The sequence below is a fragment of the Cellulomonas sp. P4_D11 genome, from assembly GCF_056401915.1.
In genome coordinates, this window is record NZ_JBFUIK010000033.1 from 13,893 (window position 1) to 29,840 (window position 15,948).

Genomic DNA, 15,948 nt, shown 5'->3' on the forward strand with positions numbered 1-15,948 from the left:
AACCGGAGGATGAGCCGCGACCGCGACCTGACGTCCGACCCCTCCGCCGAGCACCTCGCCGACCGTGAGCGTGCCCAGGCCGAGCTCGATGCCGCCGATGCCCGTTCCGGTGGCCACCCCGACCGCGGACCGCGGTCGCTCACCGCCGTCGAGCTCGAGGCCGACGACGAGCCCATCTCCAGCAACGACGAGTGGGACGACCCCGAGCGCCTCTAGCTCAGGTCGAGCCCGTACTCCCGCACCAGCTGCTGGAGCGTCTGGCCGTCGGGACCCTGGAGGACCGGGATCCCGTCCTGTCGGCGCGCGGCCTGCTGCTCGGCGCGCAGCGCCTCGGAGGTGGGCGCCGGGACGCCGTGCGCCAGCACGTGCTCGCTGAACGTGAGCTGCCGGATGAGGATCGCGCGGACGTGGTCGGCGAAGCGCTGCGCGGCGCCGGCGTAGATCTGCGGGTCGCGCTGGCCGTCGTCGCCCACCAGCACCCACTGCACGTCGGGCAGCTCGGCGAAGAGCCGCCGCAGCTGGGCCACCTTGTGCGCGGGGCCGCTGCGGAACCACCCGCTGTTGGTGGGACCCCAGTCCGTGAGCAGCAGCGGGCCGGCGGGGTAGCGCCACCGGCGCAGGAACCGGGCGATCGTGGGCGCCGCGTTCCAGGCGCCCGTCGACAGGTAGACGACGGGGACCTCTGCCCCGCCCGCCCGCAGCCCGGCGTACAGCCGTGCCATCCCGGGCACCGGCTCGCGGGCGTTCTCGTGCCGCATGAGCACGTTCCAGGCCGCGACGAAGGGGCGGGGGAGGCGCGTGACCATGACCGTGTCGTCGATGTCGCTGACGATGCCGTAGCGCGTCTCCGGGCCGATGACCTGCACCTGCGCCGTCGCGGTCCTGCCGTCGACGGTCGTCAGCAGCACGTCGTGCCAGCCGGGCGCGAGGTCCGACTCGAGGACGGCGTCCACGTACCCGCCGCGGTCGGTGACCACCCGGTGGGTGCGGTCGCCGACCTGCACCTCGAGCTCGGCGCCCGAGATCTGCGCCGTCGCGAAGCTGCGCCACCCGCGCACGGTGCTCGCCGAGCGGGCGCCCGCCTGGGCGCTCGCCCCGGCACCCGGCAGGTCCGCGTCGCCGACGTGAGGCGCCGCGAGCATGGTGCGGGCCATCACGCGCACCCAGCCCGGCGCGCCGTAGCCGGCGTACGGCTCGATGCGCACGGTCCACCCACGGCGGCGCAGCTGGTGCGCGACCGCGCGGTCGAACCCGTCCTCCAGCCGCGCGGCGAGGTGCGTGCGGGGGACCGACGACGTGGGCCCGGCCGGCCGGGCGGTACGAAGCACCGGCCCGCCGCCGGACGTGCCGACGACGGGCCGGGCGCTGGGGGGAACCGTCACGCGTCGTCCTTGACGGACGCCTTCCGCGCGGACGACTTCTCGGTCTCCGAGCCGCCGGTGGTCAGAGCGCCGCCCGCGGACTCGAGGTGCGCGCGGACGAACCAGTGGAAGAGCTCCAGCTCGTGCAGGTGGCCGATGAGCAGGTCGTTGGTGACGTCGTCGAGCTCCTCGGTGTCCTTGGCGGCCTTGCGGTGCGCCTCGATGACCCCGGTGTAGACGACGTCCAGCGCGCCGAGGTGGGCGATCGCGCTGTCGCGACCGATCGAGTAGTCGTCCCAGGTGCGGTTCTTCACCAGGGCGCCGGGGGTGCCGACCGGCGCGACGCCGAGCGTGGCGATGCGCTCAGCGATGGCGTCGACCATGAGCCGGACCGCGTCGACCTGCGGGTCGAGCATCTCGTGCACCGCGATGAAGTGCGGCCCCACGACGTTCCAGTGGATGTGCTTGAGCGTCAGCGCGAGGTCGTTGAGGGCGTCGAGCCGCTCCTGGAGGATCGCGGCGGTGTCGGCGCCCTCCTTCGGGGTCAGGGACGGGACGGTGTACTTCGGCAGCGCCATGACGGCTCCTTCGGTGCAGGTGGGCGGGAGACTCTTCCCGGCTGACGTCCACGCTGCCAAAGGTGGGAACGGCCCGCCATCCGAGACGGCTCAGGCGAACGGATCTCCGCGCTCGGCGTAACGCGCGGCCACCTCGTCGGGCCCCAGCTGGGTGAGCCCGGGGCCGATCTCGTCCCACCAGCGCGGCGCCGCGACGTGGGGCGTGTCCCGCCCGCGCAGCGAGTACGGCGTGATCGTCGTCTTCGCGGGGTGGTTCTGCGACCAGTCGATGAGCACCTTGCCGCCGCGCAGGTCCTTCTTCATCACGGCGACGACGAGCCGTGAGTTCGCCGCGGCGATCTCGTAGGCGACGTCGCGGGCGTACTGCCGGATCTCCATCACCGTCTGCGTGCCGGGCAGCGGCGCGTAGAGCTGCATCCCCTTGCTGCCCGACGTCACCGGCACCGTCGTCTCGAACCCGTCCTCGCGCAGCCGGTCCGCGACCAGGTGGGCCACCTCCGCGCACTCGGACAGCCCGGCGGGCGCGCCCGGGTCGAGGTCCACCACCAGCCGGTCGGGCTTGTGGATCTTGCCGCGCGGCCCGACCCGCCACTGCGGCGTGTGCAGCTCCAGCGCACCCTGGTTCGCCGCCCACACGAGCCCGGCCAGGTCGTCGAGGAAGGGCAGCTCCAGCTCGGCACCCTCGTCCTCGGCGCCGGGCGCGGCCCGGATCGTCTGCCGGCGCAGCCAGTCGGGCGCGCCGCGGGGCGTGTTCTTCTCGAAGAACTTCTCGCCGGCCACCCCGTCGGGCCACCGGATCCGGGTGACCGGACGGTCCCGCAGCTGAGGCAGGAGCGCCGGGGCGACCTGGACCAGGTAGTTCATCACCTCGGCCTTGGTGGTGCCGGTGGCGGGGTACATCACCTTCTCCAGGTGGCTCACGCGCACCTGGCGCCCCTCGACGTCGACCATCTGGCGTTCCGGTGTCATGGCTGCTCCCAGGGGTCCGCGTCGGTGTCGGTGCGCACGGCCCGGACCACCGGCTGGCGCAGACGTCCGGTCGGGGTCCGGGTCAGGTAGAGGGTGTCGACGACGACCACCGGCTCGACCCAGCGCGTGCCCCGCGCGTCGATCGGCGGGACCTCGTCGTCGAACGGCGAGTCCGCCCGCGCCTGCATGAGGCTCAGCAGCTCGGTCGCGCGCTTGCCGGTCAGCCCGCTGCCGGCCCGGCCCAGATAGCGCAGCGCCCCGTCGGCGTCGCGTGCTCCGAACAGCACCGCGCCGAGGCGGCCGGAGCCGTTCGTCTCCTCGCGCCACCCGCCCACCAGCGCCGTCCGCGTGCGCCGGTGCGGGGCCTTGATCCAGTCGGGCGACCGACGGCCCGGCTGGTAGACCGAGGACCGCCGCTTGGCGACGACGCCCTCGAGGCCCAGCGCCTTGGTGACCTCCCACAGCTCGGCGCCGTCGGGGTACACCGGAGACAGCTGCACGCGCTCGGGCAGCTCGAGGCGCGTCAGCGTCTCGCGGCGTTCGTCGTAGGTGCTGCGCGTGAGGTCGACGCCGTACAGCTCCAGCACGTCGAACACGAGGAACGTCACGGGGCGGTGGGCGGCGAGCGCCTCGGCCCGGCGCGGGTCGCGGACGTGCATGCGCTCCGCGAGGGCGCTGAAGGACGGGATCCCGTCGGCCATGAGCACGATCTCGCCGTCCAGGACCGCACCCTGCAGCGACCCGAGTCCGGCCAGCTCGGGGTAGGCCGGGGTGATCTCGCGCTCGTTACGGCTCCACAGGCGCAGGCGGCCCGACGTGGTGTCCGCCAGCGCCCGGACGCCGTCCCACTTGACCTCGAACGCCCACCCGGGGCCGCGCGGAAGCTCCGCCGGACCGGTTGCAGGGGTGGCGAGCATGGGCTCCACGGGTCCATCCTGCCCATAGGAGGCCGCGCGAGGCGCGGCCGGTTATCGACACGCCCAGCAGCCATCGACGACAGGACACGGCCATGCGAGCGATCTGGAAGGGTGCGGTCGCCTTCGGGCTGGTCAACGTGCCTGTACGCCTGTACTCGGCCACGGGTGAGCACGAGGTCACCCTGCACCAGGTGCACAAGGAGGACGGCGGCCGGATCCGGTACCGCAAGTTCTGCAGCATCGACAACGAGCCGGTGGAGATGTCGGACATCGCCAAGGGCTACGAGACGGACGACGGTGAGCTCGTGGTGCTCACGGACGAGGACTTCGCCTCCCTGCCGCTGTCCACCGAGCGCGAGATCGAGGTGCTCGAGTTCGTGCCCATCGACCAGGTGGACCCGATCCTGCTGCAGAAGACCTACTACCTCGAGCCGGAGAAGACCGCCGCCAAGCCGTACGCGCTGCTCCGGGGAGCGCTCGAGCAGGCCGACCGGGTGGCCGTGGTCAAGGTGGCGCTCCGCCAGCGCGAGTCGATGGCGATCCTGCGCGTGCGGGACAACGTCATCGTCATGCAGACCCTGCTCTGGCCAGACGAGGTGCGTGCGGCCGACTTCCCGGTGCTCGACGACGACGTCGCCGTGCGCCCGCAGGAGCTCGCGATGGCCGCGTCGCTGGTCGAGTCGCTGGCCGCGGACTTCGACCCCTCCCAGTACGAGGACCGGTACGCGGGGGCCCTCGAGCAGCTCATCGAGGCCAAGGTGTCCACCGGCAACACCCGCGCCGTGCCCCTGCCTCCGGGGGAGGAGGCCGGTGCCGACGGCGGCGGCGACGTCGTCGACCTGCTCGCGGCCCTGCAGCGCAGCGTGGAGAAGGCCCGAGGCGCGCGGGGTGACGCTCCGGCGGAGGAGGAGAAGAAGCCGGCGGCCAAGGCCAAGGCGAAGAAGCCGAAGGGCGACGAGGACGAGCCGACCCCGCGCAAGACGCGTCGCAAGGCGTCGTGAGCCCCTCGTCCACCCAGCTCCAGGCGGACGCGGTCGCCGCGCTGCGCCGGATCGCCTTCCTGCTCGAGCGCGCCCAGGCGAGCCCGTACCGCAGCGAGGCCTTCCGCAAGGCGGCGGTCAGCGTCGAGAAGCAGCCGGCGGACCGGCTCGTCGCGCTCGCCGCGTCCGGCTCGCTGGCGGACCTGCCCTCCGTCGGGTCGCGGACGGCCGACGTCGTCGCCCACGTCGTGCGCGGCAAGCCGGTCGAGTACCTCGACACGCTCGAGGCGGAGTACACCTCCTCGCTCGGGGCCGCCGTCGATCCGGCGGCGGCCCGGCTCCGCGCGGCGCTGCGCGGGGACCTGCACTCCCACACCGAGGCGAGCGACGGTGCGACGCCGATCCAGGAGATGGTGCTGGCCGCCCTCGAGCTGGGCCACGAGTACCTGGCGATCACGGACCACTCGCCGCGGCTGACGGTGGCGAACGGCCTGTCGGCGTCCCGGCTGCGGGCCCAGCTCGACCAGGTCGCGGCCCTCAACCGCGTGGTCGGGCCGTTCCGGGTGCTCAGCGGCATCGAGGTCGACATCCTCGACGACGGCGGCCTCGACCAGGAACCCGACCTGCTCGACCGGCTCGACGTCGTCGTGGCGTCGGTGCACTCCAAGCTGCGGATGGAGTCCGGACCGATGACGCGGCGGATGATCGCGGCGGTCAACAACCCGCGCACGGACGTCCTGGGCCACTGCACCGGCCGGCAGATCAAGGGCAAGAGCCGCCCGCAGAGCGAGTTCGACGCGCGCGCCGTGTTCGACGCCTGCGCGGAGCACGGCGTCGCCGTGGAGATCAACTGCCGACCCGACCGGCTCGACCCTCCGCACGAGCTGCTGGCGGTCGCCATCGAGGCCGGCTGCGACTTCTCGATCGACACGGACTCCCACGCACCGGGCCAGCTGGACTGGCTCCTGGCCGGCTGCGCACGGGCCGCGCAGCACGACCTGCCACCCGAACGGGTGATCACCACGCTGCCCGTCGAGGACCTCCTGGCGCGTACGCACAGGTGACGCGACACGCCCGGTGCACGGATCCCACGGTTTCCCGGGTTAGTGTCAGCCGATCGTCCCCGGTTGCCGCGGTCCTGCCGCGCGCCCGGGTACAAGGCCCGGAAGTGGGCCTGCAGTCCGAGTGAACACAGAGGAGCACATCCAGTGAGCGTGAACCGCACCGAGCTCGTCCAGGCCGTCGCGGCCAAGACCGGCCTCACCAACACCGACGCGGACAAGGCCCTCAAGGCCTTCCAGGAGGTCCTCGTCGAGAACCTCGCCGCCGGCGAGGCCGTCACGATCCCCGGCTTCCTGGCCGTGGCCCGCGCCGAGCGCGGTGCCCGCACCGGCATCAACCCCCAGACGGGTGAGAAGCTCGAGATCCCCGCGGGCTACCGCGTGAAGCTCACGGCCGGCAGCGCCCTCAAGCGCGCCGTCCAGGGCTGACCCCAGCCACACCGACCGGGCCCTCGATCCTCCGGGATCGGGGGCCCGGTCGCGCTATACTGGGAACGACTCTCAGGAAGGCCGGTCGACCTCATGGTGGTGATCCCGCGGCAGACGCGCCAGCGCGCCGAGATCCTCGACCTGCTCGAGGACGTGGACGAGTTCCGCAGCGCCCAGCAGCTGCACGAGATGCTCCGCGCCCGGGGGTCGAGCGTCGGGCTGGCCACCGTCTACCGCGCCGTGCAGAGCCTGTCCGAGCACGGGGACGTCGACGTGCTGCGCACCGAGGACGGCGAGTCGGTCTACCGCCGGTGCGAGCAGCGCAGCCACCACCACCACCTCGTGTGCCGGTCCTGCGGGCGGACGGTCGAGATCGAGGCCGGCCAGGCCGAGGCGTGGGCCGCCCAGGTGGGCGCCGCGCACGGGTTCGACGACGTCGAGCACACGATCGAGCTCGTCGGCACCTGCGCCTCCTGCCGGGCAGCCGCGGCGTCCTGAGCGGCTCCGGCCGGCGCCCGGGAGGTCACTGTCGGACCCCGGCTCTAGCGTGTGCCGCATGGACCTCGAGGATCAGCAGGGCACGCAGCTCGAGAGCGTCGACCTGACCGGCTCCCGCTTCACCAGGGTGGACTTCACGGGCTCGACGTTCCGCGCGGTCGCGCTGCACGGCGTGGTGATGCGCGACATCGAGGTCTCGGGCACCACGATCGACGGCGAGATCGAGAGCCTGCTGGTCAACGGCGTCGACGTGGTGCCGCTGGTCGAGGCCGAGCTGGACCGGCGCCACCCCGAGCGCCCGCTGTTCCGGCCGACCACCGCGGACGGGTTCCGCGCCGCGTGGGACGTCAACGAGCGGGTGTGGGCGGACACGGTCGCGCGGGCGCGCCTGCTGCCCGAGGCACAGCTGCACGAGTCGGTCGGCGAGGAGTGGTCCTTCGTCCAGACCCTCCGCCACCTCGCGTTCGCGTCGGAGTCGTGGGTCGGTCGGGGCGTGCTCGGCGACCGGAGCCCCTGGCACGCGTTGTCCCTCCCGTGGGACCAGATGGAGCCCCGCGAGGGCGTGCCGCACGACCGGGACGCCCGGCCCAGCCTGGACGACGCGCTGGCGCTCCGCCTGGCGGCGACGGCGCTGGTCCGGGGCGTGGTCGACGGCCTGACGGACGAGCAGCTCGACGTCCCGGGCGAGCCGCTGGTGGGACCCGGCTGGCCCGACGAGGGCGAGGTCCTCACCCCCCGGCAGTGTCTGCGGGTCGTCCTCAACGAGGAGTGGTGGCACCGCCGGTACGCGGAGCGCGACCTCGCCGTGCTCGAGAGCCGCGAAGCGTGACGACCTAGTCCCGCGCTCGCCTGGCGATCAGGCGGGGGACCAGCCACCAGGACACGACCAGGAGCACGAGCGACGCGACCCCCACGGCCCGGCCGGCGTCGCGGGACAGCACGACGTCGAAGATCAGCATCGCGCTGCCCGCCATGACGAGCGCCAGGACCACCAGGCCCGCCCGCGCGAACCACCCGCCCGCGGTGACCAGCTCGGGCTTGAGCCGGCGGCCGAAGAGCGCGCGGTGCAGGCTCACGGGGGCGACGAACAGGGCGGTCGCCACCACGGCGAGCACCACGAGCACCAGGTAGAGGTCCGTCTGGTACGCGTCGAGGTCGCCGAACCGCTGCTGGAACGGGATGGTCAGCAGGAAGCCGGTGAGGATCTGCGTACCGGTCTGCGTCACGCGCAGCTCCTGCAGCAGCTCGTTCCAGTTCCGGTCGGCCCGCTCGTTGTGCGACTCGGCACGGCCGTCGTCGGGAGCGGCGTCGATCTCGGTCACGGTCGGCCTCCTCGGTGGTTGCACGGATCATGCCGCACACGCCCGGCACGTCGCACTCGCAGGCAGCGACGTCGTCGGGAGAGACTGCTGCCCGTGACCCGACTGCATGACGCCGACCGCCGCGACTTCGCCTCCGACAACTACGCGGGGGTGCACCCCGAGGTGCTCGCCGCGATCGGGGAGGCCAACGGCGGGCACCAGACCGCGTACGGCGAGGACGTCTACACGTCCCGGCTGCAGGAGGTCGTCCAGCAGCACTTCGGCGAGCAGGCCTCGGCCTTCCCGGTGTTCAACGGCACCGGCGCGAACGTCCTGTCGCTGCAGTCCGTCCTGCCTCGCTGGGGAGCCGTCGTCTGCGCGGAGACCGCGCACATCCACACCGACGAGAACGGCGCGCCCGAACGGGTGGGCGGCATCAAGCTGCTCCCGGTCCCGACGCCCGACGGCAAGCTCACGCCCGAGCTCGTGGCCACGCAGGCCTGGGGCTTCGGCGACGAGCACCGGGCGCAGCCGGGCGTCGTGTCCATCACGCAGGCCACGGAGCTGGGCACGGTCTACACGCCGGACGAGGTCCGCGCCCTGGCCGACCAGGCGCACGAGCTCGGCCTGAAGCTGCACCTCGACGGCGCACGGATCTCCAACGCGGCGGCGAGCCTCGACGTCCCGCTGCGCGCGTTCACCACCGATGCGGGCGTCGACCTGCTCTCGCTCGGCGGCACCAAGAACGGGCTCCTCTTCGGCGAGGCCGTCGTGGTGCTGGACCCCGCCGCCGACGGCGGGCTGACGTACCTGCGCAAGATGGACATGCAGCTGGCGTCGAAGATGCGCTTCGTGTCGGCGCAGCTCATCGCGCTGTTCGAGGGCGACCTGTGGCTGCGGTCCGCCCGGCACGCGAACACCATGGCCGCCCGCCTGCGCACCGGGATCGAGGGGCTGCCCGGCGTCCAGGTCACCCGGCCGACGCAGGCCAACGGCATCTTCGTGATCTTCCCCGCCGGCGTCGCGGACGTGCTGCGCCGGCGCTGGCGGTTCTACGACTGGATCGTCGAGACGGGCGAGGTGCGGCTCATGTGCTCGTTCGACACCACCGAGGTGGACGTCGACGAGCTGGTCGCCGCGGTGAAGGACGCCGTCTCCTGACAGCCGGGCGGGGACCCTCCTGCCGGAGGGTCCCCGCCTGGGCGCGTTGTTCGTGCCCGTGTGCGAGCCGTTGAACCCGATGTCGGTCGAGGCTCCGGGCGCCAGCGTGGAGTTCCACGAGAGGCCCTTCGCCGTGACGGCCGCTCCGGACTGCGCCCAGTCGGCGCTCCAGCCCTGCGTGACCGCCTGGCCGTTGGCGAACGAGAAGCCGAGCGTCCAGCCGCTGATCGCGGTGCTCCCGGTGTTCGTCAGCCTGATCGAGCCCGTGAAGCCGGTGTTCCAGCTGTTGGCCGTGTACTTGACCGAGCAGCTGCTGGTCGTCGACGCCGTCTTGGTGGTGGCAGAGGCCGCCGCCGACGCCGTCGAGACGTTGCCGGCGGCGTCCCTGGCCCGGACCGTGAACGAGTACGCCGTGGCGGCCGCGAGACCGGTCACCGTGTAGCTCGTCGAGGTCGTGGAGCCCACCAGCGTGGTGCCGCTGTAGACGTCGTAGCCGGTCACGCCGACGTTGTCGGTCGAGGCGGTCCACGTCAGCGGGACGGTCGAGGTCGTCGTCGTGCCGGCCGCCAGGGCGGTCGGTGCCGAGGGCGCCGTGGTGTCCGTCGTCGTGGCCGTCCTGGTGGTGGCCGAGACCGCGGCCGAGGCCGCCGAGACGTTGCCCGCCAGGTCCTTGGCCCTGACGGTGAACGAGTACGCGGTGGCGGCGGTCAGGCCCGTCACCGTGTAGCTCGTCGTCGTCGTGGTCGCCACGAGCGTGGTGCCGCGGTAGACCTCGTAGCCGGCGACGCCCGTGCCGCCGGTGTTGTCCGTCGACGCGTTCCACGTCAGCGGGACCGTGGTGGTCGTCGTGGTGCCGGCCGCGAGACCCGTCGGCACCGAGGGCGCGGTCGTGTCGGTGACCGTGCCGGACGCCGTCGTCGCCGAGACCGCCGACGATGCCGCCGAGACGTTGCCGGCGGCGTCCTTGGCCCGGACGGTGAACGAGTACGCCGTGGAGGCCGTCAGGCCCGTCACGGTGTAGCTCGTCGAGGTGGAGGTGCCTACCAGCGTGGTGCCGCGGTAGACGTCGTAGCCGGTCACGGCCACGTTGTCGGTCGACGCGGTCCACGACAGCGGGACGCTCGTCGACGTGGGGGTCCCGGCGGTCAGGCCGGCGGGCACGGAGGGTGCCGTCGTGTCGACCGGGGGAGTCGTGCCGCCCGAGATGACGGGGTAGGCGTTGGCGACGAGGGTCTTGAACTGGTCCTCGAACCACTGGCCGGCCAGCGGCGCGTTGGGCGTGGCTCCCGTGAGCTGGTTCTTGAGCTTGGGCGACACGAAGGTCGGGTCGCACATGCGGTCGAACCGCTTGCCCTGGTCGTTGGCGATGTCCGTCGACGCGCCGTCGGACTCGCCTGGGGGCTTGATCCAGACGAAGGCGTCGAGGTGCGACGCCGTGTAGCCGGACGGGCTCGCCTGCGGCAGCTCGCCGATGCCGGCGCCGAGCGGGTTGCACCACGCGCCGCGGTGCACGCGCTTGTCGACCTTGGACGCGTTGACATAGGTGTTCAGGTCGGTGCTGGTCGAGGCGGCGGTCGGACGGTTCGGGCCGCCCCAGCCGTTGCGCGACGTGTCGATCAGCATGCCCAGCGACGACGGGAAGCCCGCCGAGACGAGTCGCGTGTACATGTCGGCGGTGAAGTCGACCTCGTCGAGGTCGGGGTTCCACTCATAGAAGTCGGCCGACTTGATCTGGCCGCTGCCCACCTGCTTGCTGGAGTCGGGCAGGTTCGGCTCGACCAGCGGGGTCGTGTTGGCCGTGTCGGAGACGAAGCCGTCGACGGACGCGAACCCGGCCGTGGTGCTCTTGGCGACGTCGGCGAACAGCTGCGCGGCAGGGCCGGCGTTGCTGTCCCAGCCGAGCCATCCGGAGTGGCCGATGTCGATGTAGTTGTAGGCGTTCGGGATGGCGTGGAACTTGTCGAGCGCGTACTTCACGCCCGCCCGGTAGTACGGGCCGGCCTGCTGGCAGAGGGGCTCGGAGTTGTTGGTGACCAGGTTGGGGAGCGAGTCGGGCTCGATGGTGAGCGAGAACCGAAGGTTCTGGTACTTGCTGTCCGAGAGCAACGCCGCGATGGCGTCGATGTACTCCGTCTTGTAGCGCGCGAGCCCGGCGTCGCTCGCGGGGAGCTCGCCGTTGGACGCGAGGGCGAAGCAGTCGCGGCCGGGCAGGTCGTAGATGACCAGGTTGACGACGATCGGCCCCGAGCCCTTCTGGGCGAGCGCGTTGTCCAGGTGGAACTTCAGGCCGTTGCCGTCCGCGTTGCCGGCGATCGCGCTGATGCGGTCCATCCAGACGGCGGTCGGCTGCTTGGCCACCGTGTGCATCTTGGCGGCCAGCGTGGCGTCGCCGGCCCGCGTGGCAGCGCTCTCAACGGACGCTGCCCAGGTGGGGTTCACGTACTGGGTGGCGCCGGCGTAGGGGTTGTCGACGTGCGCCTCGGCGGCGCTCGCACTGGTGGTGAGGCACAGCGGTGCCGCGATCAGCGCCATCGCTGCCGCTGCGGTGGCGGCGGTGCGCACGCGCTGCGTCACCGCTCTCTTGCCGTGTGTGGACACGTAGTCCTCCGGGTGTCGTTCGGCGTGCCCGGCCGGCCGTCCCGCCCGGGCGCAGGTCGCCCGGGGAAGTCCACGGCGACTGGCTCGTAGACCACCACGCGGATTTTCAGGGCGGCACGGGGCGAAACGTTTAGGCTCGTCGGGGTTATCAAACTGTGACTCGCATGAGAGCGTTCTCATCTTGATCGGGGACCGGTGCTGCCCCGCACGGCGAGCCCCCCGATCTGGAGCTGGCGACGCGCGCGCAGGTCGCCGTCGAGGACCGCGAGGACGGCCTCGCCGGTCGCAGTGCCAAGGTCGCGCTGGGCCGACGGGAGGGTCGTGATCGAGGGCGTGGCGAGCCGGCACAGGGCCGAGTCGGAGCCGGCGACGACCGACAGGTCCCACGGCACCGCGAGCCCCGTCCGGCGCGCGACGTCGAGCGCCGCGACCGCCATCTGGTCCGAGTCGTAGACGATCGCCGTCGGCGCGCGGCCCCCCGTGAGGAGGCGTCGGGTGGCCACGGCCGCCTCCTCGGCGGTCCCTCCGGTGGCTTCGTGCACGAGGATCCCGCTTGCTGCGTCGAGCACGCCGGCGAGCGCCCCGAGGCGTGCCCGGGTCCGCACCAGCTCCTTCGGACCGCTGACCAGAGCCACGTGGCGGTGGCCCAGCTCAAGCAGGTAGCGGCCGACGCGGAGGAACGCGTCGGCGTCGTCGAGGGTCACCGTGGCGAGGTCCGTATCGCTCTGACCTGCACCGACGACCACCCCGGGGGCGCGCAGCCGGCGCAGCGCGTCGGTCCTCGGGTCCTCGACGAGGACGTCCGTCACGACCATCACGTCGAAACGGCGCTCGGCCCACCACTCGCCGTAGAGCGCGACGGCCGCCTCCGGTCCGTCGACGATCTGGAGCACGAGGGCGAGGTTGCGGGCGGCCAGCACCTCCTGCAGCGCGATGACGAACTCGAGGACGCCGGTCGCCTGCGCGACCGGTCCGGCGGCGCCGCGGTCGAAGACGAGACCGATCGCGCGGGGACCCGTGCGCATCGACCGGGCGGCGGCACTGGGCCGCCAGCCGAACTCGTCGGCGACGCGCAGGACGCGCTCCCGGGTCGCGGCCGAGACCCCCGGGCGACCGTTCAGGGCATAGCTGACGACGGCGATCGAGACGCCCGCCGCGCGGGCCACGTCGGTGATGGTCGGGCGGCGCGCAGGGGCCGCCACAGGGGCCGGCGCCGGGGTGGGGGAGGACGGCCCGGACGTCGGCGTCGACGGTGACGCGGAAGAGGCGGGTGCTCCGGAGTCATATGCAGGTGTGACCACGATCACCTAGTGTGTCGCCCGATGCGGGTGAAATGCATCATCTCGGCTCCGACGACGTGGGCGAGGGATGTGGGGTCATGGGAACAGTGCGACGCGGGCCGGTCTCGCCGACGGCCCGACGGACGATCGGTGTCCTCTCGCCGGTGGTGGGCGGGTTCTACTTCGGGGCCCTGATCGCCGGGGTCGCACGCGCCGCACGCGCGGCCGGCCACAGGGTCGTGGCGGTCCAGACGTACCCGGCGGGGCTCGACCGGGAGCGGTACCCGGACGAGTCGATCCTCGACGCTCCGGTCGCCCTCGGTGCGGTGGACGGGCTCGTCGTCGTCGGCAAGGCGCTGCGCAGCGACCGGCTCGCCTCGGTCCAGCAGTGGGGTCTCCCGGTCGTCCTCGTGAGCGAGGAGCCGCAGTCCGCCGACGACGCCGTGGTGCTGCCGGACAACCTCGGCGGCGTCAAGGCTGCGGTCGAGCACCTCATCGGGCACGGCCACTCCTCCATCGGGTTCGTCGGGTGCCTGACGCAGCGCGACATGCGCGAGCGGTTCGCCGCCTACCGCGCGACCCTGGCCGAGCACGGCCTCGAGGCACCTGAGTCCTGGAGCTACGAGGCGTCGGACAACCACGAGCAGGGCGGAGCCGACGCGGCCGCGCGCATGCTCGCGCTCGGCACGCCGACGACGGCGGTCGTCGCCGCGACGGACCGCAACGCCATCGGCTTCCAGCGCGCGCTGCGCGCGGCGGGCCTCGTCCTGCCCCGCGACCAGGCCGTCATCGGCTTCGACCACGCCGACTCGGGCGCACGGGTGACCCCTCGGCTGTCGACGGTCGACGCGCACTACGACCGCGTCGGCGAGACGGCCGTCGCGCTCCTGCTGTCCCGGATGCGCGGCGAGGAGGTGCCCGGCGGCGAGTACCGGGCGCCCTCGACGCTGGTGGTGCGCGAGTCGTGCGGCTGCACGGAGTCGGCTCAGGCCGCGCGGCCCGCGGCCCCGGGCGGTCGCAGCGGCTACCAGGTGCTGCGCGCGCTGGCCGAGAGCGCGTTCGTCGGCCCCTCCGGCGTCGGGGGCGCGCGGCGCCCGGGCGCCGCGCCGCGCGAGGCGTGGTGGCACGCCGTGGTCGAGCCGATCGAGACCGCCGCCGAGCGGGGCACGCCGCCCGGCGCGCCGACCCTGGGCCGGCTGGCGGACCTGACGGCCGCGATGCAGCCGCACCCCGAGGCCCTCGAGCAGCTGGTGACCTGCCTGCGGGGCGTCGAGTCCGATGTCGTGGAAGCGCTCTCTCATCCGCAGCACGAGGCCGCGGTGCGACGCGTGGTCACCGAGGTCCTGCTCGCCGTGACGAAGGGGTGCACGCGCTCGATGCTCGCCCGCAGCGGTCAGCTGGAGCGGACCATCGTCGACCAGTACGAGGTCGACATGGACCTGCTGCGCGGCGACGGCGCCAGCCCGCGGGCCCTCGGCTGGCTGCCGCGGGGGGTGCGCGGCCACGCCTGCCTCGGGCTCTGGCTCGGCGCGGACCGGGGACCGGGCGACCGCGAGATGGAGGTCGTCGGCGTCCACGACACGTCGGGCACCCTGTCGCGCCTCGTCGGCGTCCGCACGACCGCGAGCCAGTTCCCGCCGGCCGCCCTGACCCGCGCGGGCACCGTCGGCTCGAACGAGCTGACGTTCGTCGTGCCCGTCACCTTCGGGGGCAGCGACTGGGGCCTGCTGGCGATCGACGGCACCGTGGAGACGCGGGCCACGAGCGCGCGCGACCGCTTCAACCACTGGGCCGCCCTGCTCGCCGTGGCCCTGGACCAGGAGCGGCTGCTGGCCAACCTGCGCGAGCAGCGTCGGGCGCTCGAGCAGGCGGCCGCCCGGGAGCGGTCGCTGGCCGACACCGTGCGGGCCAGCGAGGAGCGGTACGCGCTCGCCTCGATGGCGGCGCACGACGGCACCTGGGACTGGGACGTGTCGGCCGGCACCGTGTACTACTCGCCGCGCTGGAAGCAGACGCTCGGCTACGCGGACGACGTCATCGGGGACTCGCCGGGGGAGTGGCTCGAGCGGGTGCACCCCGCCGACCGGGACGAGCTCTCGGCGGCGATCGCCTCGCAGCTGGCCGGCGCGGGCTCACCGCTCGAGCTCGAGCATCGCGTGCGGACGTCGTCGGGCGACTACCGGTGGATGCTCTGCCGTGCCGTGACCGTGCTGGACGACGCGGGCTGCCCTGCCCGGCTGGTCGGCGCGCTGGTGGACGTCACGGAGCGCAAGGAGGCCGAGATCGCCCTGCAGCGTGACGCCCTGCGCGACCCCGAGACCGGCCTGGTCAACCGGCTCCTGTTCCTCGACCGGCTCGGCGCGGCCGTCCTGCGGACCCGACGGGCGCCCGGCTACGACTGCGCGCTGGCGCTGGTCCGGGTGCTGGACGGGCCGTCGATCCCGACCCAGAGCCGGCTGGACGGAGACGGCGACGCGCGCCTCGACCTGCACCGCGAGCTCGTCCGGCGGCTGCGGCGACCGCTGCGCGAGGGCGACACGCCCGCCCGGATCGCCGAGGACGACTTCGTGGTGCTGCTCGACGACGTCGGCCCGGGTGGCCTCCCGGCCCGCCTGTCGCTCCTGCTCGACCAGCTGCGCCAGGAGCTGGGCTCGCGGGTCGCCGTCGGGGTGCTCGGCAGCATCCGGGGGTTCCGGGACGTCGGCGAGGTGCTCCGCGAGGCCGACATCACCCTCCTGCGCGGTGCGTCCCGCCCGGGCCGGCCCGAGGCGCGGCCCGGGTCGGTCCTCAGATAGGGCGACGCCCCGCCCCCCGA

14 protein-coding genes and 1 pseudogene are annotated in these 15,948 nt (G+C 73.2%); 8 read left to right on the plus strand and 7 right to left on the minus strand.

Features of this window, described 5'->3' with window-relative positions:
• Positions 1-9 precede the first annotated feature (9 nt).
• Positions 10-216 carry a hypothetical protein gene (locus tag AC1DT4_RS16710; protein ID WP_477090915.1) on the plus strand — a complete coding sequence of 69 codons (207 nt, stop codon included), beginning with the start codon at positions 10-12 and terminating at the stop codon, positions 214-216.
• Here the strand turns inward: AC1DT4_RS16710 and AC1DT4_RS16715 are convergent.
• The 4 genes from AC1DT4_RS16715 to ligD (AC1DT4_RS16730) form a co-directional block, all read right to left on the minus strand.
• The gene (locus tag AC1DT4_RS16715; protein WP_477090916.1) at positions 213-1,382 is read right to left on the minus strand and encodes an App1 family protein; all 1,170 of its coding nucleotides are present in this window, start codon (positions 1,380-1,382) and stop codon (positions 213-215) included. The two genes, AC1DT4_RS16710 and AC1DT4_RS16715, sit on opposite strands and share 4 nt — an antisense overlap.
• Complete coding sequence (locus tag AC1DT4_RS16720; protein ID WP_477090917.1) at positions 1,379-1,939, minus strand: Dps family protein; 561 nt, start codon at positions 1,937-1,939, stop codon at positions 1,379-1,381. Before AC1DT4_RS16720 ends, AC1DT4_RS16715 begins: the two co-directional genes overlap by 4 nt.
• 90 nt (positions 1,940-2,029) lie before the next feature.
• Entirely contained in the window at positions 2,030-2,908 is an 879-nt protein-coding gene (gene ligD / locus AC1DT4_RS16725; protein WP_477090918.1) for a non-homologous end-joining DNA ligase, read from the minus strand.
• Positions 2,905-3,825, minus strand: a complete 921-nt coding sequence (ligD, locus tag AC1DT4_RS16730; RefSeq protein WP_477090959.1) for a non-homologous end-joining DNA ligase — start codon at positions 3,823-3,825, stop codon at positions 2,905-2,907. Before ligD (AC1DT4_RS16730) ends, ligD (AC1DT4_RS16725) begins: the two co-directional genes overlap by 4 nt.
• 92 nt (positions 3,826-3,917) lie before the next feature.
• On the opposite strand from ligD (AC1DT4_RS16730), the gene ku reads away from it, so the two are divergent.
• The 5 genes from ku to AC1DT4_RS16755 all read left to right on the plus strand — a co-directional run bounded on the left by ku (position 3,918) and on the right by AC1DT4_RS16755 (position 7,622).
• Positions 3,918-4,826, plus strand: coding sequence for a non-homologous end joining protein Ku (ku, locus tag AC1DT4_RS16735; protein WP_477090919.1), 909 nt, complete (start codon positions 3,918-3,920; stop codon positions 4,824-4,826).
• Entirely contained in the window at positions 4,823-5,869 is a 1,047-nt protein-coding gene (locus AC1DT4_RS16740; protein WP_477090920.1) for a PHP domain-containing protein, read from the plus strand. Before ku ends, AC1DT4_RS16740 begins: the two co-directional genes overlap by 4 nt.
• A 144-nt stretch (positions 5,870-6,013) precedes the next feature.
• On the plus strand, positions 6,014-6,295 hold the full coding sequence (locus AC1DT4_RS16745) for an HU family DNA-binding protein (RefSeq protein WP_055914607.1): 282 nt from the start codon (positions 6,014-6,016) through the stop codon (positions 6,293-6,295).
• Between the two features lie 93 nt (positions 6,296-6,388).
• On the plus strand, positions 6,389-6,793 hold the full coding sequence (locus AC1DT4_RS16750; RefSeq protein WP_477090921.1) for a Fur family transcriptional regulator: 405 nt from the start codon (positions 6,389-6,391) through the stop codon (positions 6,791-6,793).
• Between the two features lie 58 nt (positions 6,794-6,851).
• Complete coding sequence (locus tag AC1DT4_RS16755) at positions 6,852-7,622, plus strand: DinB family protein (RefSeq protein ID WP_477090922.1); 771 nt, start codon at positions 6,852-6,854, stop codon at positions 7,620-7,622.
• Between the two features lie 4 nt (positions 7,623-7,626).
• On the opposite strand, the gene AC1DT4_RS16760 is transcribed toward AC1DT4_RS16755, so the two are convergent.
• A complete protein-coding gene (locus tag AC1DT4_RS16760; RefSeq protein WP_477090923.1) occupies positions 7,627-8,115 on the minus strand; it encodes a DUF6328 family protein in 489 nt (162 codons plus the stop codon).
• 93 nt (positions 8,116-8,208) lie between these two features.
• Between AC1DT4_RS16760 and AC1DT4_RS16765 the strand changes: the two genes are divergently transcribed.
• Positions 8,209-9,255, plus strand: coding sequence for a threonine aldolase family protein (locus tag AC1DT4_RS16765; protein WP_477090960.1), 1,047 nt, complete (start codon positions 8,209-8,211; stop codon positions 9,253-9,255).
• Between the two features lie 39 nt (positions 9,256-9,294).
• On the opposite strand, the pseudogene AC1DT4_RS16770 reads toward AC1DT4_RS16765, so the two are convergent.
• A pseudogene (locus tag AC1DT4_RS16770) lies at positions 9,295-11,829 on the minus strand (glycoside hydrolase family 6 protein); the annotation flags it as partial.
• Positions 11,830-12,029: 200 nt separating this feature from the next.
• Positions 12,030-13,019 (minus strand): LacI family DNA-binding transcriptional regulator, encoded by a 990-nt coding sequence (locus AC1DT4_RS16775; protein WP_477090924.1) that lies wholly within the window; start codon positions 13,017-13,019, stop codon positions 12,030-12,032.
• Between the two features lie 212 nt (positions 13,020-13,231).
• Here AC1DT4_RS16775 and AC1DT4_RS16780 point away from each other — a divergent pair, with 212 nt between their 5' ends.
• Positions 13,232-15,928, plus strand: coding sequence for a substrate-binding domain-containing protein (locus AC1DT4_RS16780; RefSeq protein WP_477090925.1), 2,697 nt, complete (start codon positions 13,232-13,234; stop codon positions 15,926-15,928).
• The last annotated feature ends 20 nt before the right edge of the window (positions 15,929-15,948 follow it).